Here is a 17,004-nt window from a genome sequence, read left to right as displayed (position 1 = left end):
TCTCACGCGCCCCGCGTGGCGACCGCAGGCGGCACCGCCGCCGCACGCCGCGCCGGCCCGAACACCGCGATCTGGCCCAGCACCCACAGCAGCAGTGCACCCAGCGGCAGGTAGTACAGCGGCATGCGCGGCAGCTCGTACAGGTTCATCAGCGCCAGGTTGATGGCGTAGGCCGTCAGCATGCCCAGCACGATGCCCAGCGTGGCCAGCAGGAAGTTCTCGGTCTGGAAGTAGCGCAGGATCTGCCCGCGGGTCGCGCCCAGCGCACGGCGGATGCCGATCTGCTTGCTGCGCTGCTGCACCCAGAAGCTGGCCAGGCCGATAATGCCCAGCGCGGTGACCACCAGCAGCGAGATGCTGACGGTGATCAGCAGGCCGACCATCGCGCGGTCGTTCTTGAAGAAGTCCTTGCGCTGGTCTTCATAGGTCAGCTTGTCGCGCATCAGCCGGTTGGGGTCGTTGCGTTCCAGCGCGGCGGCACCGGCATCGAGTACTTCCTTGCGGCGTTCCGGCGAAGTGCGCAGCACATACGTGCCACCTTCGTCGAAGGTGCGCCGCATGGGCAGCAGCATCGAGTTGGTCCAGTTGTCATTCCAGCCGTTGGGCGTGCTGAGCGTGTCGACGATGCCGACCACATGCAGCGGCTGCTTGCCCATGTAGTAGGTCTTGCCCAGCGCACTGCCATTGGGTTCCATCTTGGCGGCGGTGGCCTGGGTGAGGATGACCGGGATCGCGTTCTCCTTTGCGCCGCCCTTGCTGGCGTCTTCGAAGTTCTGGTATTCGTCGGGCAGGAAATCGCGGCCTGCGATCAGGTTGATGCCCATCGTGGCCAGCCCGTTCTCGGACAGGGTGTACATCGAGGCGTTGGTGGTCGGCCGTTCCTGGTCGATCACACGCGAAATGCTGCTGCTGGAGGAGCCGTTGCGGAAGGGGACCTGGTTGATGATGGTGACGTTGCTGACGCCGGGAATCGCGCGCAGCGATGCCAGGTCCTCGCGGGTGCGGGCCATGGCGTCGGTCTGCTTGCCGATGCCGCTGACGCGCAACATGACCAGTTCGCTCTCGGCGATGCCGCTGGGCATGCTGATCTTCTCCACGCGCTGGCTGACCAGGAACAGCGCGTTGCAGACGATGGCGCAGGTCAGTGCGACTTCCAGCACGATCAGGGCAGCGGCGGTCTTGTGCCGGCGCAGCGTGCTGAGGATGGGGCGGATGTCCATGGGAGTCCTCGTTCGGGTGCTTACTGCGACTTGAGCTGGATGGCCGGGGTGACCTGCATGGCGCGCCAGGCGGGCAGGAACCCGGCGGCAAGACTGGCGAGCAGGGTCAGGCCCAGCGCGAGCAGCAGCATGTTGCCGTCCAGGTGGGCCAGCTTTGCGTATTCCACCGGTTGCTGGCGCACCGCGAACAGGCCAAGCAGGGCCAGACCGATACCCAGCACGCCACCGACCACACCGACCGCACCGGCTTCCACCAGGCACTGCAGGAAGATCTGGCCACGGCTGGCACCGAGGGCGCGGCGCACGCCGATCTCACCACTGCGGCGCAGGAACTTGGCCAGCAGCAGGCCCACCGTGTTGACCAGGCAGACACCCAGGAAGCCCAGCGCCAGCCACAGCTGCAGGCGCACATCGCTGGGGACCGCGCCATTGAAGTCCAGCCATTCCATCACGGTGCGCAGGCGCACGTTCGGCGGATGCTTGAAGCGGCCGGCCTCGCGCTGCTGGGTCGAATAGTTCTCCAGGTAGCGGCGGTAGTCGGCGGCCTTGGCCGGGTCCATCTCCACCCAGTACTGCAGCCATGCGCACGGTGCATTGAGCGAGTAGCTGTTGCCGTCGGGATTCTCGCCGAAGCAGTTCATGTTGCCGTTGTTGCCCAGCTTCAGGTCGAAGGAGGTGGAGATCGGCAGCAGCAGGTCCTCGTTCTTGCCGTAGCTGCCCGTGGTCAGGTCGTAGAAGTGCGGCTCCGGGCTCCATTCCTTCATCACGCCGACAATGCGGTAGCTCTGCCCTTCCATGCGCAGGTCGCGGCCGACGCTGTTGGCGCCCTGGTACAGCTTGTCATTGAGCGCCTTGGAGATGACCACCACGCGTGCACGGCCTTCATCGTCCTCGCGCGTCCAGGGGCGGCCGTACTGCATGGGCACCTCGAACATCGGGAAGAAGTCGGCCGAGGTCCAGCGGGTGTCGATGCTGAAGGGCTTGAGAGTGCTGTTGTCCGGTTCGATGGTACCGCCGCCGCCGCTCATCAGTGCCTGGCGCTCGCCCTTGGCTTCGCGCAGCAGGGCTTCACCGTCGAAGCGGGTCAGCTGGGTTTCCGGTTCCTCGCCAGCGACATAGGCGCCGGTCGCGGCATCAAGCTGCACATAGAACAGGCGGTCACTCTTGCCGGGAATCGGGTCACCGGACAGCACGTGGAACACGGTCAACGTGGTCATCGAGGCGCCGATGCCTAGCGCGATAGCGATCACCATCAACGCGGTCAGTACCTTGTTGCGGCGGAAGCTGCGCACCGCCAATCGGGCGTAGTAGGCGAACATGGTCGGGCCCTCACTCGTTGACGGCGACGATGTGGCGCGGCGGGGTGGCCAGCACCGGCTCGCGCACCAGGTCGGTCACCTGGCCATCGACGATGTGCACGTTGCGCTGCGCGCGCGCAGCCAGTTCCGGGTCGTGGGTGACCATCACGATGGTGGTGCCGGCAGCGTTGATCTCCTCCAGCAGTTCCATCACGCCGCGGGCCATCTGTGTGTCCAGGTTGCCGGTCGGTTCGTCGGCCAGCAGCAGGCGCGGGCTGCCGGCAAGCGCACGCGCAATGGCCGCGCGCTGCTGCTGGCCACCCGACAGTTCATTCGGATAATGCTTCATGCGCGAGCCGAGGCCGACCTGGCTCAGCGCCTTCTCGATACGTTCGCGGCGCTCGTTGGCGCTCATCTTCCGATAGCGCAGCGGCACGTCGACGTTGTCGAACAGGTTCAGGTCGGGGATCAGGTTGAAGCCCTGGAAGATGAAGCCGATCTTCTGGTTGCGCAGGCGGCTGCGGGCGTCGTCGCCCAGCGTGCTCACGTCCTGGCCGTCAAGCATGTAGGTGCCGCTGGTGAAGGTTTCCAGCAGGCCGGCGATGTTGAGGAAGGTGGTCTTGCCGGAGCCTGACGGGCCGGTGACGGCGACGAACTCACCTTCCTTGACCTGCAGTTCCAGCGAGCGCAGTGCGTGGGTTTCCACCTGTTCGGTGCGGAAGACCTTGGCGACCGAACGCATTTCGAGCATGTACATGGGGTGTCCTCTCTCCAGGATTCAGGTATCAGGTATCAGTTGACGGAGACGCGTTCGGCGTCCTTGAACAGGTCGCTGCCAGAGACCACGATGCGGTCGCCCGGCTGCACACCCGACTTGATTTCCACTTCGCCCAGGCTGCTGACGCCCAGTTCCACCGGACGCCGCACTGCGGTGCGGCCATCCATCACGTAGGCGATGCCGTTGCCCTGTTCGACGAACGGGCCGCGCTCGACCTTCAGCACGTCCTTGCGGGTGTCGAGCAGCACGCGCACCGACATCCGCTGGCTCTGGCGCAGGCCTTCCGGCTGCGCGCTGGCGAAGCGCACGCGGGCGTTGACCTCGCCGTTGACCACTTCCGGCGACACCGCACTGATCTCGCCCGGGAACGGCTTGCCGTTGCCGCCGGTCAGCTGCGCCGGCATGCCGATCGCCAGGTCGCGGGCGAAGCTCTCCGGCACCTTGATCTCGACCTCGAACTTGGACAGGTCGACCACGCCCAGCACGGGCGCATTGGCGGCCAGGTTGGTGGACTGGACGGCCTGCACCTGGCCGACCTGGCCGTCGAACGGCGCGCGCAGGGTCAGCGCGTCCACCTGGCGCTGCACTTCAGCCACGACGGCCTTCTGGCGGTCGGCCAGCAGGCGCTTGTTGCGGGCGTCCAGGTCAGCGCCCTGGCTCTGCAGGCGTGCATCGGTGGTGGCGTTGGCCAGCGTGATGTCGGCCTTCTTCAGCGAGTCCTTGGCCTTGGCCAGATCGATCTGCGGTACTGCACCGCCGTCGTAACCGCGCTGGTAGCGCTGCAGGTCGCGGTCGGCGGCCTGGCGCTCGATGGTGGCCTGGTCGGTTTCCTTGCGCGACTTGGCGCGGGCCAGGGTGGCGTCCAGCGCGGCGCGGCTGGCCTCGGCTTCCAGGCCGGCCAGGGTGGCCTGCTCCTGGGCCAGCTTGCTGCGCAGTTCCGGGCTGTCGATGACCGCCAGCTCCTGGTCCTTCTTGACCACGTCACCGGCAACGACTTTCAGGTCCACGGTACCGGCCGAGATGGCGTACAGGATCGGGCTGTTGGCGGCAATCACCCGACCGTCGGCGGCGATGTCGCGGACCAGGTCTCCGCGCTTCACTTCGGCGATGCGCACGCGGCTGCTGTCGTAGGAGCGGCTGGCGTTGGACCAGGCGTACACGGCCCAGCCGATGCCGGCCAGCAGCGCGATGGCGCCCAGTGCCGGCCAGCGGTAACGCTGCCAGTTGGCGCGGGTGGTGCCGGCCGGGGCGGAGGAAACGATCTGGTCCTGTGCGGAGGTGTCGCGGATCATCGGGTGCGTGCCTGACGGTGGTAGTGGGTACCAAGCACGTAGCGTGCCAACTTTATTTCCTTGTGGGTCAATGGGTTGGGAGGCGCCCTGAAGTGTCCGGGTGTCCGCGGACACCTTTCCGGACACTTTCATTAAGCGGACAGGAGGGGGAGCGCGGGCCCGCAGGCTAGAATGCGGCGATCGTCTTCAAGGAAACGCGTGACATGTGTGGAATCGTGGGTGCGATCGCTGATCGCGACGTAGTGCCGGTGCTGATCGAAGGCCTGAAGCGCCTTGAGTACCGTGGTTACGATTCCTCGGGCATCGCGGTGATCGACCATGCCGAACGGCCGGATGTGCGCCGCGTGCGTCGTACCGGCCGTGTGTCGGAAATGGCCACTGCGGCCGAGGCCGAGGGCTTCAATGCAGTGCTGGGCATCGGCCACACCCGCTGGGCCACCCACGGTGGTGTCACCGAGGCCAACGCGCATCCGCACATCAGCCACGGCGTGGCGCTGGTGCACAACGGCATCATTGAAAATCACGAGGAGCAGCGCGAGAAGCTGCGTGCCCTGGGTTACACCTTCGAGTCGCAGACCGACACCGAAGTCATCGCGCACCTGATCCATCACCACCTGAAGGACGGCGACGACCTGCTGGTGGCGCTGCAGCATACGGTGAAGGAGCTGACCGGTGCCTACGCACTGGCCGTGGTCAGCCGCGCCGAGCCGGAACGCTTCGTCTGCGCGCGCATGGGCTGCCCGCTGCTGATCGGTCTGGGCGAGGGCGAGAACTTCGTGGCGTCCGACGTTTCGGCGGTGATCTCGGCCACCCGCAAGGTGATCTTCCTGGAAGAGGGCGACACCGCCGAAATCCGCCGCGACGGCGTGCGCATCTTCGATGAGCATGACCAGCCGATCGAGCGCGAGGTGCACCTGTCCGACGTATCGCTGGCATCGCTGGAGCTGGGCCCGTACCGCCACTTCATGCAGAAGGAAATCCACGAGCAGCCGCGCGCGCTGGGCGACACCATCGAGGCAGCGATCGACGCCGGTGGTTTCCCGGCCGAACTGTTCGGCAAGAATGCCGAGGCCGTGCTGTCAGGCATCGAAGGCGTGCAGATCATCGCCTGTGGCACCAGCTATTACGCCGGCCTGACCGCGCGCTACTGGATCGAAGCCATCGCCGGCCTGCCGTGCAGCGTGGAGATTGCCAGCGAGTACCGCTACCGCGCCGCCTATGCGAACCCGAAGCACCTGATCGTCACCATCTCCCAGTCCGGCGAAACGCTGGATACGATGGAGGCGCTGAAGTACGCCAAGTCGCTGGGCCACAAGCACACGCTGTCGATCTGCAACGTGCCGGAAAGCGCGATTCCGCGCGCCAGCGAGCTGGTCTGCTACACCCGCGCCGGCGCCGAGATCGGCGTGGCGTCGACCAAGGCCTTCACCACCCAGCTGGCCGCACTGTTCCAGCTGACCGTGGTGCTGGGCAAGCTGCATGGCCGCATCGACGCGGCGCAGGAAGCGGACTACCTGGAGCAGCTGCGCTTCCTGCCGGGCAGCGTGCAGCACGCGCTGAACATGGAGCCGCAGATCGCCGCCTGGGCCGAGCGTTTCGCGCGCAAGAGCAGCGCACTGTTCCTGGGTCGTGGCCTGCATTACCCGATCGCGCTGGAAGGCGCGCTCAAGCTCAAGGAAATCTCCTACATCCACGCCGAGGCCTATCCGGCGGGCGAGCTGAAGCATGGCCCGCTGGCGCTGGTGGACGAGGACATGCCGGTAGTGGTGATCGCGCCCAACGACAGCCTGCTGGAGAAGGTGAAGTCGAACATGCAGGAAGTACGCGCGCGCGGCGGCGAGCTGTTCGTGTTCGCCGACCAGGACAGCAACTTCAACGAGTCCGAAGGCGTGCATGTGATCCGTACGCCGCGCCATGCCGGCGTGCTCAGCCCGATCGTGCACACCATCCCGGTGCAGCTGCTGGCGTACCACACCGCACTGGCACGTGGCACCGACGTGGACAAGCCACGCAACCTGGCCAAGAGCGTGACGGTGGAGTAACTCCGCCGGAACCGCTGGAAGCTGCATGCGAAAGGGGCCCCACGTGGGGCCCCTTTCGTTTGCGCCGGTGGTCGTGCCAAGTGGGACAGCCGCCGGGTGTTCTGTCCGCTGTCGGCAGCAGGCAATCAATCTTTAATGCGCGACATCGCCTGTATTCAGCGGCGGTTTCAGCCGCGGTGCCATTCTCTGAATCGTCAGTTGGTTCCCACGACGAACTGTCCTATCGATGCCGGTAGTGACCGATGGTCGCAGTCGTAGAATCGATTTGACCGAGGGCCGGGTTGAGCGGTTGAACCCACCTCGTTCGCGTTGCAGCACGTCGTCTGCCGATCCATTTCCACCGGCAGCCGGGTGCGCCAGACGTGCGCTGAAAGGTCTGTTCCCGGGGAGGGGGCGTATCGGAAGAGCACACTTTTTGACTTAGTGACCTGCACCAGGAAACAAGAATGAACGTCCGCGAACTCCTGCAATCCAAGAAAGAAGCTGTCATCACCATCGACGCCGAAGACACCATCGGTGCCGCCGCCCACAAGATGAGCGCGAACAAGATCGCTGCGCTGGTGGTGATGAAGGACGATGCCCCGGTCGGCATCATTTCCGAGAAGGACATCGTGCGCACCCTGGCCGACGACGGCCCGCAGGCCGGCCGCCGGGTGATCTCCAGCCTGCCGTCCACCGGCCTGGAAGGCATTGCGCCGGAAGCGACCCTGAAGCAGGCCATGTCGCTGATGACATACTCGCGGCGCCGTCATCTGATGGTCACCGAAGGCACCCTGCTGGTGGGCATCCTCAGCCTGGGCGACATCGTGAAGAACCTGCTGGGCGAGCTGGAGCTGGAAAAGGCCGTGCTGCAGGACATCTACATGGCCGCCCACTGAGGGCTGGACCCTTGGATGCAGAGAAGCCGGGCATTGCCCGGCTTCTTCGTTCACGGCTTCGGTGATATCAGAAAGTGACCTTCACCGAATCGGCACTGTAGTTTGCCGGACCGTGATAGACCACTTCGATGTTGTTGCCATCCGGATCGAGCACGAAGGCGCCGTAGTAGCCGGGATGGTAGGGGCGCTCGCCGGGCGCGCCGTTGTCGGTGCCGCCGGCGGCGATCGCGGCGGTATGGAAGGCATCGACGGTGGCGCTGTCGCGTGCCTGGAAGGCCAGATGGTGGCGCCCGGTCAGCTGGCCGGCGGCGGCCTCGCTGCTGGCGCTGGAAATGAACAGCTCATCGGCCCAGAAGTAATCCTCGCCTTCGCCGGCGATCGGGATGCCGATCGTATCGAACACCGCCTGGTAGAAGCGCCGGCTGGCGGCCAGGTCGCGCACCACCAGCTGGATGTGGTCGATCAGGCGGCCACGGTGCAGTTCCATCGTTTCCATACGAACCTCGCAAAAAAGGGGACGGAGGGGATTAAGTCGCTTCCAGCCAATAGTGCCAGAAACGACTTAATCCCCTCCGTCCCCTTTTTGGGTCAGACGTTGGAGATGATCTCGACCCAGTAGCCGTCCGGATCCTTGATGAAGGCCAGGTTCTTCATGCGGCCATCGGTCAGGCGCTTCTGGAAGGTCACGCCCAGGTCCTCGAAGCGCTGGCAGGCGGCTTCGATGTCCGGCACGGACACGCAGATGTGGCCGAAGCCGCGCGGGTCGCTGTTGCCGTCGTGGTAGACCGCGCCGTCCTGGGTCTCGGTGCCGTGGTTATGGGTCAGTTCCAGCACACCCGGCAGGCCGGCCATCCACACGCGGCGCTGGGCATCGTCTTCCGGCACCACCGCGCCGGCCTGCACGTAGGCCAGGAAGTACAGGCTGAACTGGGCCTCCGGGAAGTCGCGCTTGTCGATCAGCTGGTAGCCGAGCACGCGGGTGTAGAAGTCCAGCGAGGCGGTGATGTCCTTCACCCGCAGCATGGTGTGGTTGAACACGAAGCCGGTGGTCTCGGCCGGGGCCTGGGCGGCGACGCCGGGGACATCGCGCAGGGCGGGAATGGTCATGGGGGAGGTCCTTCAGACAGGGCCGTTGCTGGCCGGATGGGGCCATTCTACCGGCCGTCACCTGACGGCACCGCGACGTACAATGGGCGGATCGCACCGTTCCGTTCTGAGCATTGCCCGCCATGTCGCAGCGTGAATGGGTGGCTGCCGCCATCCGCAAGATCGAAGCCGATTTCAACCGTTCCGCCGATACCCACCTTATCCCGCTGGCGCTGCCCGGGTTCGCGGGCATCGATGTGTACTTGAAGGATGAATCGAGCCATCCCACCGGCAGCCTCAAGCACCGGCTGGCGCGCTCGCTGTTCCTGTATGCGTTGACCAACGGCTGGCTGCGCGAAGGACGGCCGGTGATCGAGGCCTCCAGCGGCTCGACCGCCGTCTCCGAAGCCTATTTCGCGCGCCTGCTGGGGGTGCCGTTCATCGCGGTGATTCCGGCCACGACCTCGCCGGAGAAGATCGCCGCCATCGAGTTCCACGGGGGCCGCTGCCACCTGGTCGAGCGCGCCTGCGAACTCAACGGTGAATCGGAGAAGCTGGCCCGCGAAACCGGTGGCCACTTCATGGACCAGTTCACCTATGCCGAGCGGGCGACCGACTGGCGCGCCAACAACAACATTGCCGAGTCCATCTTCAAGCAGATGGCCGAGGAGCCCAGCCCGGTTCCGGAATGGATCGTGTGCAGCCCCGGTACCGGCGGTACTGCGGCCACGCTGGGCCGCTATGTCAGCTACCGCCGGCACGACACCCGCATCCTCTGTGCAGACCCGGAAGTGTCGGTGTTCTTCGACGGTTACCAGGCCGCCGTGGCCGGTGAGCAGGACTGGCGTGGCCTGACCTGCAGTGGTGGTTCGCGCGTGGAAGGCATCGGCCGGCCGCGGGTGGAGCCGAGCTTCATCCCGACCAGCGTCGATGCGATGGTGAAGGTGCCCGACGCGCTGAGCCTGGCCGCGATGCGCCATGTCAGCCGCCAGCTCGGCCGCCGTGTCGGTGGCTCCACCGGCACCAACTTCATCGGTGTGCTGCAGGCCGCGCAGTGGATGCGAGACGCGGGCCACCAGGGCAGCATTGTCAGCATCCTGTGCGACAGTGGCGAGCGCTACGCGCAGAGCTATTACGACCCGGCGTGGTACGCGCGCCAGGGCATCGATGTCGACGGCGCCGATGCGCAGCTGGCGGCGGCAGTGGCCGGGCAGGGGCTGCCGGAACTGCCGTGGTGCAGCCTGGAAGCATTGTAGAGCCCTTGTAGAGTCGAGCCATGCTCGACTCCGGGAAAGAGCCGTCGAGCATGGCTCGACGCTACAGATTTCAGTACCCCGCCGCGGTGAACGCATCCAGCACTGCATCTCGCAGCGCATCGGGCAAGGCCTCGATGTCCATCGCGCGATCATCCAGATGCAGGCTTGGGTCCAGAATGCTGGCACGGCCCTGGGCCAGCGCCTGCAGCCACAGCAGCACGCAGATCACGAACTCGCGCTCATGGCCCAGCCGTAGCTGGCTGGCGCCACGTTCGATCACCTCGAACGGGTACCACTCCTGGGCATCGTTGAACATGCCGCCCTGCTGCAGCACTGCCTGCAGTTGCTGCAGGTGACGCGGGGCGTCGTCGCCGGCATCGCACAATGCGGCGATCCAGGTCAGTTCGGCCGGGCTGGCAGACAATGCCAGTGACCGGGCCGGTGAGGCGGATGCAACTGCAGCCAGACCTTCCATGTAGGGCCTCGTTCGGTGCGTACCGCTGCGGACTCCCCCGCAGCCAGAGCTTCAGCGCGGGACCGTAAGGCCGACGTGAATGCCGGGCCGTGCCCCCTTGTCAGCCCCGCCTGCCAGCGCCATATCTTGCATGCTGCCCGCCCGCCGGGCCCGTACCCTGGAGATCTACCGTGACCGTTGCCAACCCCCTGCTCGATTTTTCCGGCCTGCCGCGCTTCGAGGCCATCCGCCCCGAGCACGTGGCGCCGGCGCTGGACGTGCTGCTGGCCGAGGCCGAAGCCGCCGTCAGCGCGGCCGAGCAGGTGCAGCCGGTGCGCTGGGAGACCTTCGTTGCCCCGCTGGACGATGCCACCGAGCGGCTGTGGCGCGCCTGGGGCCTGGTCGGCCACCTGCAGGGCGTGGTCAACACCCCGGAACTGCGTGAGGCCTACAACAGCAACCTGCCGCGGGTGACCCGCTTCGCCAGTGCGCTGGGCCAGAACCTGGCGCTGTACCGCCAGTACCAGGCACTGGCCGCCAGCGCGGAGGCCGCGGGCTTCGACGAGGCCCAGCGCAAGGTGCTGGACAACACGCTGCGTGACTTCCGCCTTGGCGGTGCCGAGCTGGCGCCCGAGGCACAGCAGCGCTTCGCGGCGATCAAGGAGGAGCTGTCGGCACTGTCGGCGAAGTTCTCGCAGAACGTGCTCGACGCTACCGACGCGTGGTCGCTGATCATCGAGGACGAAGCGCGACTGAACGGCCTGCCGGAGGACGTGAAGGCCGCCGCGCACGCTGCGGCGGAAAAGGAGGGCAAGAGCGGCTGGAAACTGACCCTGCAGATGCCGTGCTACCTGCCGGTGCAGACCTGGGGTGAGGACCGCGACCTGCGCGAGATCCTGTACCGTGCCAGCGCACAGCGTGCGTCCGAATTCGGCGATGACACGCTGGACAACAGCGGCAACATCGACCGCATCCTCGCCCTGCGCGCGGAACTCGCCGCACTGCTCGGCTTCGGTTCGTATGGTGATTATTCGGTGGCGACCAAGATGGCGCAGGACCCGGCCGAGGTGCTCGGTTTCCTGCGTGACCTGGCCTCGCGCGCCAAGCCGTTCGCGGCCAAGGACCGTGCTGAACTGGAACAGTTCGCACGCGAGCAACTCGGTATCGACAGCCTGCAGGCCTGGGACCTGGCATTCGCTGCCGATCGCCTGAAGCAGGCGCGTTACAGCTATTCCGAACAGGAAGTGAAGCAGTACTTCACCGAACCGAAGGTGCTGGGCGGCCTGTTCTCGGTGATCAAGCAGCTGTACGGCCTGCGCGTGCAGGAGGACAGCGCGCCGGTGTGGCACGAAGATGTGCGCTTCTTCCGCCTGGTCGATGCGCAGGGCGCGCTGGTTGGCCAGTTCTACCTGGACCTGTACGCGCGCGAAGGCAAGCGCGGTGGCGCGTGGATGGACGATTGCCGCAACCGTCGCGTGCGTGGGGATGGCAGCGTGCAGACGCCGCTGGTCTACCTGGTGTGCAACTTCGGCCGTGGTGCCAACGGCAAGCCGGCGACCTTCAGCCACAACGAAGTAACCACGTTGTTCCATGAGATGGGCCACGGCCTGCATCAGCTGCTGACCCGCATCGGCGAACTGGGTGTGGCCGGCATCAACGGCGTGGAATGGGACGCGGTGGAGCTGCCCAGCCAGTTCATGGAGAACTTCTGCTGGGAATGGGAGCACCTGCAGGCGATGACCGCACATGTGGACAGTGGCGAGCCGCTGCCGCGCGCGCTGTACGAGCGCATGCTGGCTGCACGCAACTTCCACAGCGGCATGGCCACGGTGCGCCAGCTGGAGTTCGGCCTGTTCGACATGCTGCTGCACAGCCAGTTCGAACCGGCGCAGGACAGCGTGCTGGCACTGCTCGACCGCGTGCGTGCGGAAGTGGCCGTGAACCATCCGCCGGTCTGGAATCGCTTCCCGCATCAGTTCAGCCACATCTTCGCCGGCGGCTACGCAGCCGGTTACTACAGCTACAAGTGGGCCGAGGTGCTGAGCGCCGATGCCTATGCGGCGTTCGAGGAGGCGCCGCAGGCGCTGGCTGAAACCGGCGCGCGCTTCCGCGATGAGATCCTGTCGCGTGGTGGCAGCCGCCCGGCGGCGGAGAACTTCAAGGCCTTCCGCGGCCGCGCACCGCAGATCGACGCGCTACTGCGCCACTCGGGCATGGCGTAAGGTGTTTGGTAGGTGCCAACCTTGGTTGGCACGTTACCGCGATCCACGCATGGCGTGGATCTACCGGAATGTTCGGACATGGCGTAACGCCTTGGTAGGCGCCAACCTTGGTTGGCGAAAAGCCCAGGCCAACCAAGGTTGGCCTCTACCGGGCGTCGCGCCTTGGGGTCATTCGGCGTAGATCATCTTCCGGGTCATGCCACCGTCCACGGTGAAGTCCTGGCCGGTGGTGAAACCGGACAGCGACGACAGCAGGTACACCGCCAGTGCACCGATGTCTTCGGGGCGGCCGACCCGGCCGACCGGGTGTTGCGCATGGTCGATGGCTGAGTATTCCGGCGCGTGGCGCCGTGAGGGGGCCTGCCACGCAGTGGTGCCGATCCAGCCGGGGCTGATGCTGTTCACACGCACCGCCGGACCGGCGCTGATCGCAAGTGCATGGGTGAAGGCCACCAGCCCACCCTTGGCTGCCGCATAGGCTTCGCTGTGTGCTTCGGATTGCCAGGCCCGGGTGGAGGCGATGTTGATGATCGCACCGGCGGCGCTGGCGGTCAGTGCAGGCAACGTGTGCTTGCTGCACAGGAATGCACCGTGCAGTGACGACAGCCGGCGCTGCCACTCGTCCCAGTCCATATCCTGCAACCCTGTGCCGTGTGGACCGGCGATGCCCGCGTTGTTCACCAGTCCGTCGATACGGCCGAAACGCTGCAGGGCCACGGCGATGAAGTCGCGCACGCTGGCTTCGTCGGTGATGTCCAGGCGCTGGAACGCGGCATCCTCGCCGCGCTGCCATTCCGCCAGACACGCTTCTCCGGCCTCCACGTCCAGGTCGCCGATCAGCACGCGTCCACCGGCACCAAGTACGGCCTGGGCAATACCACGGCCGATGCCGTTGGCACCGCCGGTGACCAGCACAACCTTGCCCGACAGTGGCGCGGCCGGCCATGCGGCAATCGGCGGCACCGTGCTCACGTCAGGTCTTCGCCGCGCAGGCGGCGATGCCAGCCGTCCACACCGATGCGGTCCAGGGTCTGGATGTTGCGCTCGACGATCACGTCCGGGTCCGGATAGACATCCACCGCGCGTGCCACGCTGTCTTCGCGCAGCAGGTGCAGGGTGGGGAAGGGCGCGCGGTTGGTGTAGTTGCTGGCGTCGTCCGCGGCCACGCCATCGAACTGGTAGTCCGGGTGGAAGCTGGCCACCTGCAGGATGCCCTGCAGGTCCAGTGCCTCGATCGCCGCATCGGCGTTGTCGAGGAAATCGTTGTAGTCGAGGAAATCGGTCAGCACCTGCGGATGCACGATCAGCGTCGTGTCGATCTGCTCGGCCGGCGTATCGCGCAGCAGCACCAGCTCCTCGGCCAGCTGTTCAACCAGCGCTTCCGGCGTGGTCGCATCGCTGAGCACGATGCGGACCTGGTCCTTCACGTACACCGCCTTGGCGAACGGGCACAGGTTCAGGCCGATGACGATGCGCTCCAGCCACAGGCGGGTGGCTGCGATCGGGTCATCGGTGGGCAGGGAGGTATCGGTCATGGCGGGCACGTGGGCTGGCGGGGCCGCCATTGTAGGCAGTGTGCCGGTGCTGCGCTGTCCACTGTGCAGGAACTGGACAGTGGCGAAGCTGGAAATTCCTGAAGATTCAAACCGTTGCGCGCTACCGATGGATGGCCGATTGCCAGTCCGGGGCGACGGGCGTGGAATGGATGCACGACACAGGAGGACACCCATGACTGCATCTTCCCCGTGGCTGCCGGACGCCCTCTGGGCCGGCGCCTTCTTTGATGGCCACTGGCAGGCTGCCCCGCAACGGCACCCGGTGATTGAACCGGCCACTGGCCGGGAGCTGGGCGAGATCGGCCTGGCCGACCCGGCGCAGATCGCGCGTTCGGCGGCTGCCGCGGCACAGGCGCAGCAGGCTTGGGCGGCGGCGCCCTACGAACAGCGTGCCGACGTGCTGCGCAAGGCCGCGCGTCTGGCCGAAGAGAACATCGACACCCTGGTCGAGTGGCTGGTGCGCGAAAGCGGCTCGACCCGCCTGAAGGCCGGCTTCGAGACCAAGGTGACGATCAAGGCGCTGCACGAGGCCGCCGCACTGCCGTCGCGCAGCACGGGTGAGATCCTGCCGTCCGAGCCGGGCAAGCTGAATCTGGCGCGGCGCCGCCCGCTGGGTGTGGTCGGGGTCATTTCGCCGTTCAACTTCCCGCTCTATCTGGCGATGCGTGCGGTGGCCCCGGCGATCGCGCTGGGCAACGCTGTGGTTCTCAAGCCGGACCCGCGTACGGCAGTGTGTGGTGGCGCGGTGATCGCACGCCTGTTCGAGCAGGCGGGCCTGCCGGCAGGCGTGCTGCACATGCTGCCCGGCGATGGCGCGGCCGGGGCCGCGCTGACCAGTGACCCGCACGTGGCGATGATCCAGTTCACCGGTTCCACCGCCGCCGGGCGCAAGGTCGGCGAAGCGGCGGGCAAGCACCTGAAAAAGGTTTCGCTGGAGTTGGGTGGCAAGAATTCGTTGATCATCCTGGACGATGCGGACCTGGACCTGGCGGTGGCCAACACCGCGTGGGGCGTCTACCTGCACCAGGGCCAGATCTGCATGGCGACCGGCCGCGTGCTGGTGCACCGGAAGATCCACGACACGTTCCTGCAGAAACTGGTGGCCAAGGCCAACGCGCTGAAGGTAGGCGACCCGGCACGTGAGGACGTGGCGATCGGCCCGCTGATCAATGCTGGCCAGCGCGACCATGCTGCACGCGTGGTCGAGCAGGCGGTGCAGGCCGGTGCCACGCTGGAAGCGGGCGGCACGCACCGGGAGCTGTTCTTCGCACCCACCGTGCTCGGCAACGTTGCGGCCGACAATCCGGCCTTCAGCGAGGAAATCTTCGCGCCGGTAGCGGTGGTGGTGCCGTTCGACGATGACGACGAAGCCGTGCGCCTGGCCAACGACAGCGAGTACGGGCTGTCGATGGCGATCGTGTCCAGCAACGTCGGCCGCGCGCTGAAGATCGGCGAGCGCCTGCGTACCGGTCTGCTGCACATCAACGACCAGACCGTGAATGACGAGGTGATCAACCCCTTCGGCGGCGTCGGCGCGTCCGGCAACGGCACCAGCATCGGTGGCCCGGCCAACGGCGAGGAGTTCACCCAGTGGCAGTGGTTGACCGTCAAGGGCGAAGCGCCCGCTTACCCGATCTGATCGAAGGAGCCATCACGATGAACGACAACAACGCAACGCGTGAGATCACCGCCGCCGTGGTACGCGGCAAGGAGCAGCCCTTCGTCATCGAGCAGGCGACGCTGCGCGGTCCCCAGGACGACGAGGTGCTGGTGAAGGTGGTGGCCACCGGCCTGTGCCATACCGACCTGATCGTGCGCGATCAGTACTATCCGGTGCCGCTGCCGGCGGTGCTGGGCCATGAGGGGGCGGGCATCGTCGAAGCGGTTGGCCCGAACGTGCGCGACCTCAAGGCGGGGGATCACGTGGTGCTGACCTACGGCGCCTGTGGTCACTGCAATCCCTGCCGGGGTGGACACGGTGCTTACTGCAGGGATTTCTTCGCCCTGAACTTCGGTGGCGATGATGGCCACGGCCATACCGCCATCACCGATGCGCAGGGCCAGCCGCTGCACGATCATTTCTTCGCCCAGTCCTCGTTTGCCACCTACGCGCTGGCCCGCGAGATCAATGCGATCAAGGTGCCTGATGACGCACCACTGGAACTGCTGGGCCCGCTGGGGTGCGGCATCCAGACCGGTGCCGGTGCGGTGCTCAACTCGCTGCAGGTGCGGTCGGGCAGCAGCTTTGCAAGCTATGGTGCCGGTGCGGTGGGCCTGAGCGCGGTGATGGCGGCCAAGGTGGCCGGGGCCACCACCATCATTGCCATCGACGTGGTGCCTTCGCGCCTGGAGCTTGCTCTGGAGCTGGGGGCCACCCACGTGGTCAACAGCCGGGAGACCGATGTGGTCGAGGCGGTGCGTGCGATCACGGGTGGGGGTGCTGACTTCGCGCTGGAATCGACCGGTCGTCCGGACGTGCTGTCCGCTGGCGTCGAGGCGCTGGGTGGGCTGGGCATGATGGGCGTGGTCGGTGCGCCGAAGCTGGGCACCACCGCCAGTTTCGATGTGAACAACCTGCTGCTCGGCGGTCGCAGCATCCGCGGCATCGTCGAGGGCGACAGTGTGCCGCAGGTGTTCATTCCGCAGCTGGTGACCCTGTTCCAGCAGGGACGCTTCCCGTTCGACAAACTGGTGAAGTTCTATCCGCTAGAACAGATCAACCAGGCGGCCGAAGACAGCACCCGTGGCATCACCCTGAAGCCGGTGCTGCGCATCGCGGCGTAGTTTCCCCTGTTGGTTGTGCCGGCCGCTGGCCGGCATGGGGCAGATCCGTTTTCCATAACGGCTCTGCCCCTTTGTTTGAACGCGTCTTGAAACGGAAACGCTCCGTTGCCGAGACGTAACATGACGTTGCCGCTGGCG

Annotated in this window: 15 protein-coding genes; 6 read left to right on the top strand and 9 right to left on the bottom strand. The window is 66.2% G+C overall.

Annotation, left to right across the window (positions count from 1 at the left end; all coding sequences use genetic code 11):
* Nucleotides 1–2: 2 nt before the first annotated feature.
* From ACZK13_RS18290 to ACZK13_RS18275, 4 genes are read right to left on the bottom strand one after another with little or no spacing between them, the layout of a single operon-like run.
* A complete protein-coding gene (locus ACZK13_RS18290; RefSeq protein WP_125893399.1) occupies nt 3–1,220 on the bottom strand; it encodes an ABC transporter permease in 1,218 nt (405 codons plus the stop codon).
* 20 nt (nt 1,221–1,240) lie between these two features.
* Nucleotides 1,241–2,539, bottom strand: a complete 1,299-nt coding sequence (locus ACZK13_RS18285) for an ABC transporter permease (RefSeq protein ID WP_121504340.1) — start codon at nt 2,537–2,539, stop codon at nt 1,241–1,243.
* Between the two features lie 10 nt (nt 2,540–2,549).
* Nucleotides 2,550–3,275: an ABC transporter ATP-binding protein gene (locus tag ACZK13_RS18280; RefSeq protein WP_032129038.1), complete on the bottom strand. Its 726-nt coding sequence runs from the start codon at nt 3,273–3,275 to the stop codon at nt 2,550–2,552.
* Nucleotides 3,276–3,310: 35 nt separating this feature from the next.
* On the bottom strand, nt 3,311–4,588 hold the full coding sequence (locus ACZK13_RS18275; RefSeq protein WP_049399200.1) for an efflux RND transporter periplasmic adaptor subunit: 1,278 nt from the start codon (nt 4,586–4,588) through the stop codon (nt 3,311–3,313).
* A 203-nt stretch (nt 4,589–4,791) separates the two neighbouring features.
* On the opposite strand from ACZK13_RS18275, the gene glmS reads away from it, so the two are divergent.
* A complete protein-coding gene (glmS, locus tag ACZK13_RS18270) occupies nt 4,792–6,630 on the top strand; it encodes a glutamine--fructose-6-phosphate transaminase (isomerizing) (protein WP_049399202.1) in 1,839 nt (612 codons plus the stop codon).
* A gap of 446 nt (nt 6,631–7,076) precedes the next feature.
* A complete protein-coding gene (locus ACZK13_RS18265; protein WP_006394252.1) occupies nt 7,077–7,508 on the top strand; it encodes a CBS domain-containing protein in 432 nt (143 codons plus the stop codon).
* Nucleotides 7,509–7,575: 67 nt separating this feature from the next.
* On the opposite strand, the gene ACZK13_RS18260 is transcribed toward ACZK13_RS18265, so the two are convergent.
* Both ACZK13_RS18260 and gloA read right to left on the bottom strand, forming a co-directional pair.
* Nucleotides 7,576–8,004, bottom strand: coding sequence for a VOC family protein (locus ACZK13_RS18260; protein ID WP_049421411.1), 429 nt, complete (start codon nt 8,002–8,004; stop codon nt 7,576–7,578).
* Between the two features lie 92 nt (nt 8,005–8,096).
* Nucleotides 8,097–8,615, bottom strand: coding sequence for a lactoylglutathione lyase (gene gloA / locus ACZK13_RS18255; RefSeq protein WP_125893403.1), 519 nt, complete (start codon nt 8,613–8,615; stop codon nt 8,097–8,099).
* A gap of 122 nt (nt 8,616–8,737) precedes the next feature.
* On the opposite strand from gloA, the gene ACZK13_RS18250 reads away from it, so the two are divergent.
* Nucleotides 8,738–9,850 (top strand): PLP-dependent cysteine synthase family protein, encoded by a 1,113-nt coding sequence (locus ACZK13_RS18250; RefSeq protein ID WP_285301735.1) that lies wholly within the window; start codon nt 8,738–8,740, stop codon nt 9,848–9,850.
* Nucleotides 9,851–9,920: 70 nt separating this feature from the next.
* On the opposite strand, the gene ACZK13_RS18245 is transcribed toward ACZK13_RS18250, so the two are convergent.
* Nucleotides 9,921–10,325 (bottom strand): hypothetical protein, encoded by a 405-nt coding sequence (locus ACZK13_RS18245; RefSeq protein WP_032129032.1) that lies wholly within the window; start codon nt 10,323–10,325, stop codon nt 9,921–9,923.
* 170 nt (nt 10,326–10,495) lie between these two features.
* On the opposite strand from ACZK13_RS18245, the gene ACZK13_RS18240 reads away from it, so the two are divergent.
* Complete coding sequence (locus ACZK13_RS18240; protein WP_478482039.1) at nt 10,496–12,526, top strand: M3 family metallopeptidase; 2,031 nt, start codon at nt 10,496–10,498, stop codon at nt 12,524–12,526.
* A 168-nt stretch (nt 12,527–12,694) separates the two neighbouring features.
* Here ACZK13_RS18240 and ACZK13_RS18235 read toward each other — a convergent pair whose 3' ends face one another.
* Complete coding sequence (locus ACZK13_RS18235) at nt 12,695–13,498, bottom strand: SDR family oxidoreductase (protein WP_478482037.1); 804 nt, start codon at nt 13,496–13,498, stop codon at nt 12,695–12,697.
* A complete protein-coding gene (locus tag ACZK13_RS18230; RefSeq protein WP_125893409.1) occupies nt 13,495–14,061 on the bottom strand; it encodes a DUF1415 domain-containing protein in 567 nt (188 codons plus the stop codon). The genes ACZK13_RS18235 and ACZK13_RS18230 overlap by 4 nt, the downstream gene beginning before the upstream one ends.
* A gap of 193 nt (nt 14,062–14,254) precedes the next feature.
* On the opposite strand from ACZK13_RS18230, the gene ACZK13_RS18225 reads away from it, so the two are divergent.
* Together ACZK13_RS18225 and ACZK13_RS18220 are read left to right on the top strand one after the other, a co-directional pair.
* Nucleotides 14,255–15,721: a benzaldehyde dehydrogenase gene (locus ACZK13_RS18225; RefSeq protein WP_478482036.1), complete on the top strand. Its 1,467-nt coding sequence runs from the start codon at nt 14,255–14,257 to the stop codon at nt 15,719–15,721.
* A gap of 17 nt (nt 15,722–15,738) precedes the next feature.
* The gene (locus ACZK13_RS18220) at nt 15,739–16,866 is read left to right on the top strand and encodes an NAD(P)-dependent alcohol dehydrogenase (protein WP_049399218.1); all 1,128 of its coding nucleotides are present in this window, start codon (nt 15,739–15,741) and stop codon (nt 16,864–16,866) included.
* The last annotated feature ends 138 nt before the right edge of the window (nt 16,867–17,004 follow it).

This window comes from Stenotrophomonas sp. 99219_Sma (assembly GCF_056480785.1).
The sequence above is the reverse complement of the archived record's forward strand: the minus strand, read 5'-3'. Positions and strand labels throughout refer to the sequence as shown.

What these genes read in the sequence shown, in the direction of transcription:
- ACZK13_RS18230 (WP_125893409.1), bottom strand. Translation starts at nt 14,061, where the DNA reads ATGACCGATACCTCCCTGCCCACCGATGACCCGATCGCAGCCACCCGC.
- ACZK13_RS18275 (WP_049399200.1), bottom strand. Translation starts at nt 4,588, where the DNA reads ATGATCCGCGACACCTCCGCACAGGACCAGATCGTTTCCTCCGCCCCG.
- ACZK13_RS18260 (WP_049421411.1), bottom strand. Translation starts at nt 8,004, where the DNA reads ATGGAAACGATGGAACTGCACCGTGGCCGCCTGATCGACCACATCCAG.
- ACZK13_RS18245 (WP_032129032.1), bottom strand. Translation starts at nt 10,325, where the DNA reads ATGGAAGGTCTGGCTGCAGTTGCATCCGCCTCACCGGCCCGGTCACTG.
- ACZK13_RS18285 (WP_121504340.1), bottom strand. Translation starts at nt 2,539, where the DNA reads ATGTTCGCCTACTACGCCCGATTGGCGGTGCGCAGCTTCCGCCGCAAC.
- ACZK13_RS18265 (WP_006394252.1), top strand. Translation starts at nt 7,077, where the DNA reads ATGAACGTCCGCGAACTCCTGCAATCCAAGAAAGAAGCTGTCATCACC.
- glmS (WP_049399202.1), top strand. Translation starts at nt 4,792, where the DNA reads ATGTGTGGAATCGTGGGTGCGATCGCTGATCGCGACGTAGTGCCGGTG.
- ACZK13_RS18225 (WP_478482036.1), top strand. Translation starts at nt 14,255, where the DNA reads ATGACTGCATCTTCCCCGTGGCTGCCGGACGCCCTCTGGGCCGGCGCC.
- ACZK13_RS18290 (WP_125893399.1), bottom strand. Translation starts at nt 1,220, where the DNA reads ATGGACATCCGCCCCATCCTCAGCACGCTGCGCCGGCACAAGACCGCC.
- ACZK13_RS18220 (WP_049399218.1), top strand. Translation starts at nt 15,739, where the DNA reads ATGAACGACAACAACGCAACGCGTGAGATCACCGCCGCCGTGGTACGC.
- gloA (WP_125893403.1), bottom strand. Translation starts at nt 8,615, where the DNA reads ATGACCATTCCCGCCCTGCGCGATGTCCCCGGCGTCGCCGCCCAGGCC.
- ACZK13_RS18250 (WP_285301735.1), top strand. Translation starts at nt 8,738, where the DNA reads ATGTCGCAGCGTGAATGGGTGGCTGCCGCCATCCGCAAGATCGAAGCC.
- ACZK13_RS18280 (WP_032129038.1), bottom strand. Translation starts at nt 3,275, where the DNA reads ATGTACATGCTCGAAATGCGTTCGGTCGCCAAGGTCTTCCGCACCGAA.